Genomic DNA, 12,580 nt, shown 5'->3' on the forward strand with positions numbered 1-12,580 from the left:
GAAGGAGAGTAAAATGCTAAGGAGATGTAGAAAATGTCATTTAGTTGTTACAGAAAAGATTTTACCAGTTATCTCATATTTCTTTATTGTGTTAAGCATAGGCATTGAAGCAGCAGCAAGAAAAAGTATGGGAATTCATAGGGATTTAGTATTTAGAAAAGGAGCTCTAGAAGATACAGTTTTAAGCGTAAAATTATTAAACATTTATAAATGGATAATAATAGCTGGTATCGTAGTTTGTATAGGCATTATTATTTTGAGGAGAGCTAATATCATTGGTAGATTAAAGCAATATGTGTTTTTTACTGTGGCTCTAAGTATAGTGCTTTTAGTGATGATTATCTTTTACAAAGAAGTGAGCCTAATAGCGTATCCTTGGATGGTGGTAAGTGTTGGAACAGCAGTTATATTTCAGTATATAAGAATCATAAATTTAACTGTAGATTATTATAGATGAATATTTTTTGAATAAAAAATAAACCCCTTAAAGCCTACATTAGACATAAGGGGTGAATAGTTAATCCTAGTTAGGATTTAAAAAACTTACTAAATTTGTATGAGAAAGATACTTATTTAATTTATCATTTAGCACATTATACATATGTGATTTTCAAAGACTAGAAAGATACTACGATTTATTCAGCTTTATCTTCCATATCCTCTTTTTCAAAGTACTTATCTAGTATTTCGTAAAACTCTTCCCACTTATCATATGCCTTATCAAATTTATCATCTTTTTCTAATTTAACACATTCATCATATAATTTTTCAAGTTTTTTCATATCGTTTTTAGAGACATCCTCTGGCATATCCTTCATAAATTCTTCAAATGTTGGAAAATCAATTGGTTCGACAATCGGCTCGAATTTATCATCATCATCAAAGTATTTATCTAAAATTTTGTAAAACTCATCCCATTTTTCACTAGCATCGTCCCATTTTTCATCCTTTTCAAGCTCAACACATTTTTGGTACAGGTCCTTAAGTTTTGTCATATCATCCTTAGGAATATCTTTAGTAGGCATTTCCTTCATGAAATCTTCAAAGCTTGGGAATTTAATAGGCTCAATTACAAGACTATCATCAAAGTATTTATCTAAAAGCTTGTAAAACTCATCCCATTTTTCATTAGCGTCGTCCCATTTCTCATCCTTTTCAAGCTTAATGCTTTCTTTGTATAGGTCCTCAAGCTTTTTCATGTCATCTTTAGGAATATCTTTAGTAGGCATAGTTTTCATAAAATCTTCAAAGCTCACGTTTTCCAATTTAATCTCTTCACATTCTGCTGTTTGCATATTTAGGCCATTAGGCTGTGCAGCAAATGAAGCACCTCCGTTTACTATACCTCCAAGTGAAATTAATGCTGATAGTGATAATACTAATACTTGTTTTCTGTTCATCTCAATACCTCCAATTTTGTTTTAAAATAAATTTTTATAGGATGCTATGTAAGTATAATTGATTTAAAAATCTAGATTTATTGTGTGTGTCTCATCCTACACTATCTATAATACAGAATAGTTATGTCTTTTCTTGGTACAAGTGATATTGTTTTTATGTTTTATTCATAGAAAAAGAACACAAAAAAGACATAAATTTGTCTTATAATATTTAATATAACTACATTAGTAGTTGGTTACTTAGTAGCTAAGCTATAATAAATGTTTTAGACTTTATAAAGGGGTTTTTTAAGATGCATGGAAAAGTACTAATAATTGAAGATCAAGAGAAGATTCGTAGAATAATACATGACTATTTTAAAATGGAAGGGTTTGAGATATTAGAAGCTGCAAATGGTAAAGAAGGATTAGAAACTTTTCAGACGGAAGATGTTAGCCTCATCATATTAGATATAATGCTTCCAGAGTTAGACGGATGGTCAGTTTGTAGAAGGATAAGAAAAAACTCTGATGTTCCCATAATAATTCTGACTGCAAGAAGTGATGACGATGATATACTATTAGGATTTGATTTGAAGGCCGATGAGTATGTGACCAAGCCATTTAATCCTCAAGTATTGGTTGCCAGAGCTAAGATGCTTTTAAAGAGGGCTAATGGAACTATAATTGAAGATAACAATATTATTTTAAAGGATGGAATAAGTGTTAATAAGCTTTCCAGAGAAGTAAGAATAGGTGATGAGTCATTAAAAACAACACCTAAAGAGTTTGATATATTGGTATATTTTATGGAGAATGAAGCTAAAGTTTTATCTAGAGAAACAATTTTAAGAGCTATATGGGGATACGACTATTTTGGAGATGTAAGGGTGGTTGATAACCATATAAAAAAGCTTAGAAAGCACTTAAAGGATAAGGCATATGTTATATCTACTGTTTTTGGAGTAGGGTATAAATTTGAGGTGAATGAATGAAGACAAAAAGCATTGTATTAAAGCTATTTATAGTTACAACGGTTTTATTTATGGTATTGTTTTCTGTGCAATTTATTTTTCAAAATGTACTTATAACTAAATTTTATAAGGATATTAAAATCAACATGTTAAAAGAAGAAATTGAATCCTTAACGAATATTTTAGAAAGAAGTTTTATGTATGAAGAAAAGCTGCATGAAAGCTTAAACTATTTCTCAAATAAAAATGAAGTTGCTTTAGCACTAATTAATAGATATGGAAATCCTGAATATGGATTAGAGATGCAATATAAATCGTCGCTTTTACAGATTACAAGTGAGGATGGCAAAAAATATAATATATATATTGATACGTTCCTGAAAGACTTATCAATAAACAAAGATATTCTAGAGGAAGGGAAAAACATTGAAGTTAGTGGAGAAATAGAGATATATAATGGTCCAGATGTATATATATTCCCACATGAGATTGTTATAGATGGTCAAAAATATGATAGTTTAGGATTAGGTGGATTTGAAGCGATTAGTGAAGATTATATTACTATAGATAATGAGTCTGGAGAAGAGAATGGTGATTATGATATAAAGCTAGTTAAAATTAAGGGTTCTATTTCCTCTTTATATATTCCAGATGAAAAGTTCTACAGCAATTTATATAGGCAGCAGATGCTTGATTACAATATATCTAATTTAATAGTAATGAATAAGGTTGAAGATTTATTTAAAAGAAAGGAATTAGTCTATTATGAGGCTATAGATGAAACTACTGGTATTGAAAACATTATTTTTATAAAACCAGTCGATATAAAAAATTTTGGACAATATCTTTTATTTACAACAACATCGCTACAGCCAGTAGATGATGCAATATCTATTATAAAAAACTATAACATATATTTGTTTCTTTTTGCCTTTATATTAGTTATAATTGCCGCATATATTTATTCAAAGGTTATTTCAAGGCCATTAATTCATATGAAAAATATAGCTAGTAAAATGGCAAAACTAGACTTTTCAAGTGAATGTAAAATAAATTCAGAAGATGAAATTGGAGATTTAGCTAATAGCTTAAATACTTTATCAAATAATTTAAATACAAGCCTTACACAACTGAAAGAAGCAAATGAAAAGCTGATAGATGATATTGAAAGAGAAAGACGGCAAGAAAAGATTAGAAAAGAATTTATAGCCAACATATCCCATGAACTGAAAACTCCCTTAACCGTTATAGAAGGGATTGCTTCGGGGGTTAGGGACGGATTGTATGATAAACACGATAAAACCCATATAAACTCATTAATTGAGGAAGTAAGTCATATGAATGAATTGATATTTGAAATGCTACAACTGTCAAAGATCGAGTCAGATAGCTATAAATTAACCTGGGAAATATTTGATATTTCTAATGTTGTATTAAAAGTCCATAGCAAATTGAAAGCCTTAGCTCAAAATAAGAATATTGAAGTATCCTTAGACGCTGAGGATATTTTTGTAAAGGGTGATAGTAAGAAGATTGAACAGGTAATCACTAATCTATACAGTAACGCTATTAGATATACTAATAATGGTGAGAGAGTGTTAATTTGTATAGATGAAGATGAAGAGAAGATATTATTTACTATGGAGAATACTGGGACTCATATCCCTGAAAGTGAAATAGAAGAGATATGGAAACCCTTCTACAGGATTGAAAAATCAAGAAATAGAGAATTAGGTGGTACAGGCCTAGGGCTTCAAATAGTAAAAGGGATTTTAGAGCATCATAAAAGTGACTTTGGTGTGAAGAATACGGAAAAGGGTGTAATGTTTCACTTTTCATTAGATAAACATATAGATGTGTAAATGAGAGGTTGATCTTACTCAAGTAGCTACTGAGAATCCTTTTGGCTCATGCTATGAACCTGTTTTTAATTGAAGAATAGAAGGTTAAAACAGATTCATAAAAATCCCCAAAAGGAAACCTCAGAGGCTACTTTCGTCTATCAAGTTTTTCGGCCCATATATCTGGATCAGGATGAAATGAAGCCCAAGAAATAAATGAAAAAGATAAGTAAAGGCCTTTGAACAATTTTGTCTAGAAAACTTGCTGAGTGTAATGAGAAAATCTGTGAAGAATCATGATTGTTTGAGCGTAGCGAGTTTTCATGATTTAAGATTTTTTCATGGAACGAAGCTTAGCTTTCTCAAAATTTTCATGGCTTTTACGTTCTTTTTCATTTATTTCCTCTTAGAAGTTATATCCATAGAACCAAATAAGAATATAAATAGAAAATGCAATGGATTACTTAAGTAATCCATTGCATTTTTATCACTAAATCATTTACTTTTCTATAGTTTCACCTGATTTTCCAAACTCAGCCCAAGAACCATCGTAGTTCTTAACATTTTCATAACCAAGTAGTTCAGTTAAAACAAACATAGAGTGAGCAGCTCTCCAACCACCTAAGCAGTAAGGCATTATTAATTCTTTATCAGCAGTAATTCCTTGTTCTTCGTATAAAGCCTTAAGCTCACTTACATTCTTAAATGTACCATCTTCATTTACAGCGTTTGTCCACTCGATCCAAACAGCACTTGGAACGTGTCCTTTTTTCCATTCCTTTTCTGAACGTGTATCTAGAGGAACTATGTTCTCATTATCGTAGCTTGTCTTTATAGCATCTAAAGTGGCAAGAACATTTTCGTTCTCTCCTTTGATCTCGTAGCTTGATGCTTCTCTTTCTGCTGGAGATGACTCAGTGTCGAAACCAGCATTTTTCCATGCTTCTATACCACCATTTAAGATCTTAACATTTTCATGGTTGTAATACTTAAGTACCCACCAAACACGTGCTGATAAAAGCATGTTTTTAGCATCATAAAGAACAATTGTATCATCGTTATCAATACCATACTTTGATAATGCAGCTGTCCAGTTTTCTGGAGTAGGTCTCATATCAGGAATACCTGCTATTTCTCCATTAAAATCTTCTTCCTTAAGATTTACAGAACCAGGTATGTGCTTACCCTTTACCATTACACCAGCAACTACAACATTTTCATCATTCATCATTTCCTTTAATTCTTCTACTGAAATTAGACTTTCTGGATGAGCATATGCTTCTTCAGCCTCAGTTTGCTCACTTGAATTCTCACTAGTCTCTTCTTTAGTAGCTTCTTCCTTAGCAGGTTCCTCTTGTGCAGGCTTAGGCTCAGCAACTTCTTTTGTAGCGCATCCAGCCATACTAGCAATTAATGTAATTACTAATAAAGATGCAATTAAAAATCTTCCATTAAATTTAAACATTGTGTCTCCTCCTTCTGTCATAAAACATAACTGGATTGATTGTTAATAATTTATCCAGCAGAACTATATTACCACAATTGCATATAAATACAAGATTCTATAATTATAAATTATAGCTATAATAACAATTTATAATTATTGACTTTTACTTATTTTTATAAATAAGAAAGTCGTTCATTTTCTTGTTATAAGTATTATTTATGTTTATAACACTTTAGTATAGACACTTCTAATTTAACTATATTAGTTTATAATTGTAGATAATAATTTAACAAATTTACACATAATTTAAGCATTTGGAAAACATTTGCAATGACAAAAAAGGGGAGGATGATTATTATGTTTAAAGCAAAACATCTAGTAGTATTATTTCTTGTTTTAGGTCTGATTCTGGGGGCTGTTGGATGTACTGCTACAGTTGAAGAAAAGGCTGCAGTACAAGAGGAGCCTAAGCAAGAAGAACCAAAACAGGAAGAGGCTACACAGGAGCAAGCTGAGGAGACGAAGGAAGAAGTAGGATACGCAAAGCCAGAAAGTTTAGTATCAGCTGAGCAGTTAAAGGAAATGATGGATAAAGGCGAAGTTAAAGTAGTAGATTTTAGAGATGCAAAACTACCAGGAGGGTACATACCTGGTGCTATAAAAGTAGCTAGAGGAGATGTGGCTGCTACAGTAAATGGTGTAAAGGGTATGATAGCACCTAAGGAAAAAATCGAAAAGGTTTTAGGAGAAGCTGGTATAACAAATGAAGATACCGTAGTTATCTATGATGCAGATAAAGAGCTTTGGGCTGCACGTCTTTGGTGGGTAATGAAGGTATATGGACATAAGGATGTAAGATTATTAAATGGCGGCTTAACGGCTTGGGAATCAGCTGGATTTGAAACAGAAGGTTCTGCTGCAAAGCCTGAGGCAGTAACATATACAGCAATGGATGCTAACGAAAATCTAATTGCTGATTTAGATATGGTAAAGAAGAGCTTTGAAGATAAGTCATATGTTGTATTAGATACTCGTTCAGAGAAGGAATATAAAGATGGGCATGTTCCTGGTGCAGTTTGGATTGAATGGACAAAGGCTTTAAATGAAGATGGAACATACAAGAGCTATGATGAGTTAAAGAAAATGTATGAAGAAGCTGGTATAACAGCTGATAAAACAGCAATAATGCCACATTGTAAGAGTGCAGTTAGAGCAGCTCACAGTTTATTTGCACTAACAGAATTATTAGGATATGAGAACCTTAGAAATTATGATGGATCATGGCTAGAGTACTCAAAAAGCGGTGAAAAAATAGAAAAATAGTACTTAAGAAATAAAAAAAAGAGGTTAAGTCATCTAATAATGACTTAACCTTTTTTTATTATATCTACATATCTACTCTTTTCCAAGAATCAAAAATAATATTGTTAAATTTATCAATGTCTAAAATCTTAGTAGGAATATTTACATCATAGCTTCTACCATCAGAATCATCTATTTTTAGATACCCCTTCTTCAGATCTTCTGGAGTAGATAGAACTCTCTCAATATTTTCATCAAATAAATCGGGATGAGTTATATAAAGAGCTGCAACAATATCCCAGTTATAGAAGCCCTTTATACCAAATTCCTTCATAACAAATTCAAACCAATCTATGGTTTTTTCTTTTATATATTGATAGATTTTGATTGATTCATTTTCCATCAATCTTTTGTATTCTGCTTCACCGAAAACAGCTTGCAGGCATATATGACCTGTTAATACTGTAACTTTCGTATCGGAACTCAAGACTTTAAAACACGCCTCTGGGTCACAGGAAAAATTCAATTCGTCTAGATTTTTCCCATTAATTATTAGGGGTTCAGTAATGCCTCCCATTAAGACTATCTCCTTGAGATTGTTAAAGAAATTATTATCAATCTCATATGCTCCTAGTAGATTTGTTAATGAGCCCGTGGCAAGAAGGGTAACTTCTCCAGGTTGTTCCTGAGCAATCTTTGCCAGATACTCAGAAGCTTCACTCTGCCTATTTTCATGGGAAGGAGCCCCTTTAAGTAGAGGGACGTTGTTAATATTTAGTTCATTAAACATTTTCTCGGTGTTATTGTAAACAATGTCAATTTGACTATTGCCAAATGTAGTGGTAACACCTATAAGATCAATGTCTTGTCTTCCAAGTAGATACAGCAGTGTTAAGCCATCATCAACATCACAGTTTTTTACACCCATTGTATTATCACAATCAAATAGTATTTTATGCATTTTATACCACCTTGTTATAAAATTATTAATCAGTTTCATTTTAACATAGAAGCTGTTAGAATATAAATATAGGATATATAATATTTAGTTATTCTATATAAACATTCTAAATATGAAATGTTTTTTTTATACTATATAATATATATTATGGATTGACTAGAATTTAACATACTAGTTCATCCTTTGAGGGAGTGAAGCAATTGTCTTCAAGTAAAATACAAGAATTAAAAGCCAAAAGACAACTAAAGCGGAAAAGTAAAAAAAATCAAATGATTTATGGTGTTATTTTTACTGGAATAGCAGGTCTCATATATTTGTTTTTTTTAAAGAATAACTTTGTGCATAGTATGATCTGGATTTTAGGACTCTTAATAGGTTTTACTCTACAAAAATCTAGATTTTGTTTTGCAGCAAGTTTCAGGGATCCAATAATGGTAGGAAGTGCATCTATTTTAAAGGCTGTTATTATAGCAACTATTATATCTACAATTGGATTCGCAGCTATTCAGTATTCAGCTGTTGGAGGCAATGGTATTATTAGTTTTGAAAATGTTCCAGGTCAAATTGAGCCAGTGGGAATTCATACGGCATTAGGTGCAATCATATTTGGAATAGGTATGGTTATAGCCGGTGGATGTGCTAGTGGGACCCTTATGAGAATTGGAGAGGGGTTTAAGCTACAACTTGTAGTTCTTCTTGGATTTATAATCGGAACACTTTTAGGTGCAAATCACTTTGAATTTTGGGACAGGTTATTTATAAGAAAGTCTCCTACAATATACTTACCACAGTATATTGGCTTTCATTTTTCGGTAGCAATTCAAGTTGTAGTGCTAACTATACTTTATTATATAGTTCATAGATATGAAAAGAACAATAGTATGATGTCAATGTGATTTGGAGGTTTTTAGATGGCAGAGGTAAGAATCGACTGCATGTATGAAGCGTGTCCTATACCACTTCTTAAGGCCCTTAAAAAGCTGAAGAAGATGAAGATAGGGGATGTGCTAATAATGGAAACAGACCACAGCTGCTCAATAACCAATGTTATTGATTGGGCTAAAAAACAAGGTCATGAAGTAGATTATGCTGAGATCGATGATGGTGAATGGGAAATATATATTGAGAAAAGACAATGAAGGGTGATTAAATGAGACTTTGGAAAAAAGTAATTAAAAAACCTTGGCCTTATGTAGTCGGAGGGGTAGCTCTAGCCTTACTTAATATATCTTTATTTCTATCTTCAGGAAAACCATGGAGGATTACAACGGGATTCCTATATTGGGGAATGGGGATATTAGAAGCTATAGGATTTGATCATTCAAACTGGTATTATTTCAGTGTATATGGAAATAACTTAAATAATGGACAAACTTTTTTTAATAATGAATATACAGTATTAAATCTTGCGGTAATATTTGGAGCCTTAATAGCGGCATTATTGGCATCGGAATTTAAATGGAAGAAAATAAAAAACAGAAAACAATTGTTATTTGGATTACTCGGTGGGGTATTAATGGGATATGGCAGTAGACTGAGCTTTGGCTGCAATATTGGTGCATATTTTAGTGCTATTCCATCTTTTTCTCTGCATGGATGGGTATATGCACTGTTTATGTTCATAGGAGCATGGATTGGTTGTAAGTTGTTATTTAAGTTTTTGCTTTAGATAATATGTACTATTTATTAGATTAAACATAAGGAGGTAACGCAGTGAAAAAAATACTAACCGTTGTATTTTCATTAATATTAGTTCTAAATTTAGCTGCATGTGGCAAAGAATCAGAAAAGGTAGAAGAAAATGTTTTAGAAAAGGACTGGGAAAGTATATTAGAAAGTTCTAAAGGTACTACGGTTAACTTCTACGGCTGGGGAGGGAGTCAGAAAATAAATGACTGGCTAGATAGTTATGTTACGAAAATTCTTAAAGAAGAATATGACATAACCTTAAATAGAGTTCCAATGAATATTGATGACATCTTGAACAAATTGCTAGGTGAAAAACAGATAAACGCAAAGGAAGGTACTATTGATATAGTTTGGATAAACGGTGAAAATTTTTATACAGCTAAAACCAATGACTTATTACTAGGTTCATTTACAAATAAATTACCTAATTTCGACAAGTATATCGATAAGGATTCTCCCGAAGTAAAATACGATTTTGGTTTTTCAGTAGATGGTTATGAAGCACCCTATGGAAAAGCACAATTTGTTATGATATATGATAAAGCAAGATTAGATAAAGCTCCTAATAGCCATGAAGCTCTTTTAGAGATGGTTAAAAATAATCCTGGTAAATTTACTTACCCAGCACCTCCTGATTTTACAGGAAGCGCATTCGTTAGAAATATAATATATGATTTTGTAGGATATGAAAAGTTTATAGATATGGAAGCCGATAAGGAAAAGATAGCAGCAGAAATAGAACCTGCAATTGAGTTTCTAAAGGAGATAAAGCCTTATTTATGGAAAGAGGGGAAGACTTATCCTGCTACTAGCGCTCAATTAGACAATATGTTTGCCGATAATGAGGTTTTCATGACAATGAGCTATAACCCTAATCATGTAGCCGGTAAAATCGCAACTGGAGAGTTTCCAGAGACAAGCAATAATGCTATATTTGATAAAGGAACAATTGGAAACACACACTTTTTAACGATACCATATAATGCTCCAAACAAAGCCGGCGCCTTAGCCGTTATAGACTTCATTTTGAGTGTTGATGCTCAAAGTTCAAAATATGATCCAGAAAACTGGGGTGACTTACCAGTCCTAGATAACACTAAATTTAATGAAGAAGAAAAGAAAGTCTTTGAGAATATAAAGCTTGGGAAGGGAACACTGCCTCAAAAAATATTGTTAGAGCATAGAGTTCCAGAAATGCCAGCTAATTTAGTACCTATAATCGAAGAAATATGGCAGGAAAATATTGCAGTAGAGGATGAGTAAAACGTTGTTAAAGAAACTAAAGCCTTATATAATGCTTGCCCCTGTTACGCTAATAGTCCTAGGAATATTTGCTATGGGGCTTGTAATAGGATTTTTTCAGAGCTTAGGCTATTTTCCCGTTATAGGACTTAATGATTTTACATTAAAATATTATTTTGAGGTTTTAAAAGATAGTAGTTTTTTAAGCTCACTTAAGTTTAGCCTATATACTTCATTTATGTCTTCGATATTGGCGGTTGTCATTGGGGTGCTACTTGCTTATTCTATTTTACAAAGTAAACATAGAAAAGGAATTGAAGAAATAATTTATAAATTGCCTATAATTATACCCCACTCTATAGCCGCCTTGCTCGTATATAATATACTGGCTCAAAGTGGGGTTTTGGCAAGATTATTATACTTTTTAGGATTCATAGGAGAGCAGAATCAATTTCCTTCTTTAATATTTGATAGAAGTGGTATAGGTATTATAGTCACTTATATTTGGAAGGAAGTACCTTTTATTGCTATGGTAGTATATACTGTACTAAGTAATATAAGTGATAAATTATCAGACGCTGCTTTAAATCTAGGAGCTAATAGAAGACAGGTTTTTTGGAAAATTTTATTACCTTTGATTATGCCTAGTATTTTGTCATCGTATATAATTATTTTTGCTTTTTCCTTTGGGGCATTTGAAGTTCCCTATTTATTAGGACCTACCAGTCCAAAAACCTTACCGGTACAAGCCTATATTGAATATACAAACCCTAATTTAGCCCATAGGCCATATACTATGGTTATAAACATGATTCTAACCTTTTATTCAATAATTCTGGTATGGTTATATAGCAAAACCTTTAAATTGATTTCGAAGTTTAATAGTTAAACCTACTTAAAGGAGAAATAAATGAAAAGAAACAGCTACGGTTTTAAAGTTATAATGTATGGTCTTATATTTTTATTAATTTTCCCTTTGATCGTTTTAGGGATATGGAGTTTTGTTAAAATTTGGCCTTGGCCAAATCTGATTCCAAAGGATTATGGTATTAGAGGTTTTAAATATATATTGGACCCTTCCAAAAAGTCCTTAAGGGTACTTTGCTTTAGCGTATGTTTATCTAGTGTAGTGACTATTACTACACTTTTAATAAGTATACCTGCTGCTAAGGCGTTAGGTGTATATAATTTTAGAGGTAAAGGCCTTTTTAAAATATTAGTTCTAGCTCCAATAATTGTTCCAACCGTTGTGGTTGCCATGGGAATACATGTTGTTTTTATGAAGCTTGGACTAGCAAATACTTTGATTGGGGTGCTATTAGTTCATTTAATACCATGTACACCCTATGCTATAAGGATATTGACGAATGTTTTTGAAATAGTGGGAGAATCCATGGAGATGCAGGCTAGGGTACTAGGGGCAAGTTCCTTGCAAACTTTTTTTAGAGTAACACTGCCTTTGATTGCTCCTGGATTGTTATCTGCTGGAAGTCTAGTGTTTATAGTTTCCTTCAGCCAATATTTTTTGACTTTTTTAATTGGCGGTGGGAGAGTAGTAACATTTTCAATGCTTATGTTCCCATATATCCAAAGTGGGGATAGAATGATGGCTTCGGCCTACAGCATAATATTCATAATAACAACTTTATTTATTCTTTTGATAATGGAAAAAGTAATTAAAACCTATTATAAGGGAGAAAATCACTTTTTTATGTAATTAGTTAATAGCTAGCAGTTTAGACTAG

13 protein-coding genes are annotated in these 12,580 nt (G+C 32.1%); 10 read left to right on the plus strand and 3 right to left on the minus strand.

Going from position 1 to position 12,580, the window contains the following annotated elements:
- Positions 1-13 precede the first annotated feature (13 nt).
- Positions 14-457: a hypothetical protein gene (locus R9X47_RS20990; RefSeq protein ID WP_432663040.1), complete on the plus strand. Its 444-nt coding sequence runs from the start codon at positions 14-16 to the stop codon at positions 455-457.
- A 178-nt stretch (positions 458-635) separates the two neighbouring features.
- Here R9X47_RS20990 and R9X47_RS20995 read toward each other — a convergent pair whose 3' ends face one another.
- Positions 636-1,400, minus strand: a complete 765-nt coding sequence (locus R9X47_RS20995) for a hypothetical protein (protein ID WP_432663041.1) — start codon at positions 1,398-1,400, stop codon at positions 636-638.
- A gap of 293 nt (positions 1,401-1,693) precedes the next feature.
- Here R9X47_RS20995 and R9X47_RS21000 point away from each other — a divergent pair, with 293 nt between their 5' ends.
- Together R9X47_RS21000 and R9X47_RS21005 are read left to right on the plus strand one after the other, a co-directional pair.
- Positions 1,694-2,374, plus strand: coding sequence for a response regulator transcription factor (locus tag R9X47_RS21000; RefSeq protein ID WP_432663042.1), 681 nt, complete (start codon positions 1,694-1,696; stop codon positions 2,372-2,374).
- Positions 2,371-4,215 (plus strand): sensor histidine kinase, encoded by a 1,845-nt coding sequence (locus tag R9X47_RS21005; protein WP_432663043.1) that lies wholly within the window; start codon positions 2,371-2,373, stop codon positions 4,213-4,215. Before R9X47_RS21000 ends, R9X47_RS21005 begins: the two co-directional genes overlap by 4 nt.
- Positions 4,216-4,693: 478 nt before the next feature.
- On the opposite strand, the gene R9X47_RS21010 is transcribed toward R9X47_RS21005, so the two are convergent.
- Entirely contained in the window at positions 4,694-5,659 is a 966-nt protein-coding gene (locus tag R9X47_RS21010) for a sulfurtransferase (protein ID WP_432663044.1), read from the minus strand.
- Between the two features lie 339 nt (positions 5,660-5,998).
- Between R9X47_RS21010 and R9X47_RS21015 the strand changes: the two genes are divergently transcribed.
- Positions 5,999-6,964 carry a sulfurtransferase gene (locus tag R9X47_RS21015; RefSeq protein WP_432663045.1) on the plus strand — a complete coding sequence of 322 codons (966 nt, stop codon included), beginning with the start codon at positions 5,999-6,001 and terminating at the stop codon, positions 6,962-6,964.
- Positions 6,965-7,028: 64 nt separating this feature from the next.
- Here the strand turns inward: R9X47_RS21015 and R9X47_RS21020 are convergent, their stop codons facing one another.
- Positions 7,029-7,904: a nucleoside hydrolase gene (locus tag R9X47_RS21020; protein WP_432663046.1), complete on the minus strand. Its 876-nt coding sequence runs from the start codon at positions 7,902-7,904 to the stop codon at positions 7,029-7,031.
- A gap of 200 nt (positions 7,905-8,104) precedes the next feature.
- On the opposite strand from R9X47_RS21020, the gene R9X47_RS21025 reads away from it, so the two are divergent.
- The 6 genes from R9X47_RS21025 to R9X47_RS21050 are packed head-to-tail and all read left to right on the plus strand — an operon-like array spanning position 8,105 to position 12,552.
- A complete protein-coding gene (locus R9X47_RS21025; protein ID WP_432663047.1) occupies positions 8,105-8,800 on the plus strand; it encodes a YeeE/YedE thiosulfate transporter family protein in 696 nt (231 codons plus the stop codon).
- A gap of 15 nt (positions 8,801-8,815) precedes the next feature.
- On the plus strand, positions 8,816-9,043 hold the full coding sequence (locus tag R9X47_RS21030; protein WP_432663048.1) for a sulfurtransferase TusA family protein: 228 nt from the start codon (positions 8,816-8,818) through the stop codon (positions 9,041-9,043).
- A gap of 11 nt (positions 9,044-9,054) precedes the next feature.
- On the plus strand, positions 9,055-9,573 hold the full coding sequence (locus tag R9X47_RS21035; RefSeq protein ID WP_432663049.1) for a YeeE/YedE thiosulfate transporter family protein: 519 nt from the start codon (positions 9,055-9,057) through the stop codon (positions 9,571-9,573).
- A gap of 44 nt (positions 9,574-9,617) precedes the next feature.
- Positions 9,618-10,856 (plus strand): ABC transporter substrate-binding protein, encoded by a 1,239-nt coding sequence (locus tag R9X47_RS21040; protein ID WP_432663050.1) that lies wholly within the window; start codon positions 9,618-9,620, stop codon positions 10,854-10,856.
- A gap of 4 nt (positions 10,857-10,860) precedes the next feature.
- The gene (locus R9X47_RS21045) at positions 10,861-11,724 is read left to right on the plus strand and encodes an ABC transporter permease (RefSeq protein ID WP_432663051.1); all 864 of its coding nucleotides are present in this window, start codon (positions 10,861-10,863) and stop codon (positions 11,722-11,724) included.
- Between the two features lie 21 nt (positions 11,725-11,745).
- Positions 11,746-12,552, plus strand: a complete 807-nt coding sequence (locus R9X47_RS21050) for an ABC transporter permease (RefSeq protein ID WP_432663052.1) — start codon at positions 11,746-11,748, stop codon at positions 12,550-12,552.
- The last annotated feature ends 28 nt before the right edge of the window (positions 12,553-12,580 follow it).

It is taken from the genome of Wukongibacter baidiensis (genome assembly GCF_050888315.1).
Lineage (GTDB): Bacteria > Bacillota > Clostridia > Peptostreptococcales > Caminicellaceae > Wukongibacter > Wukongibacter baidiensis.

Coding starts and splice junctions, on each gene's coding strand:
- R9X47_RS20995 (WP_432663041.1), bottom strand. CDS start 1,400: ATGAACAGAAAACAAGTATTAGTATTATCACTATCAGCATTAATTTCA.
- R9X47_RS21035 (WP_432663049.1), top strand. CDS start 9,055: ATGAGACTTTGGAAAAAAGTAATTAAAAAACCTTGGCCTTATGTAGTC.
- R9X47_RS21015 (WP_432663045.1), top strand. CDS start 5,999: ATGTTTAAAGCAAAACATCTAGTAGTATTATTTCTTGTTTTAGGTCTG.
- R9X47_RS21000 (WP_432663042.1), top strand. CDS start 1,694: ATGCATGGAAAAGTACTAATAATTGAAGATCAAGAGAAGATTCGTAGA.
- R9X47_RS20990 (WP_432663040.1), top strand. CDS start 14: ATGCTAAGGAGATGTAGAAAATGTCATTTAGTTGTTACAGAAAAGATT.
- R9X47_RS21010 (WP_432663044.1), bottom strand. CDS start 5,659: ATGTTTAAATTTAATGGAAGATTTTTAATTGCATCTTTATTAGTAATT.
- R9X47_RS21020 (WP_432663046.1), bottom strand. CDS start 7,904: ATGCATAAAATACTATTTGATTGTGATAATACAATGGGTGTAAAAAAC.
- R9X47_RS21050 (WP_432663052.1), top strand. CDS start 11,746: ATGAAAAGAAACAGCTACGGTTTTAAAGTTATAATGTATGGTCTTATA.
- R9X47_RS21005 (WP_432663043.1), top strand. CDS start 2,371: ATGAAGACAAAAAGCATTGTATTAAAGCTATTTATAGTTACAACGGTT.
- R9X47_RS21030 (WP_432663048.1), top strand. CDS start 8,816: ATGGCAGAGGTAAGAATCGACTGCATGTATGAAGCGTGTCCTATACCA.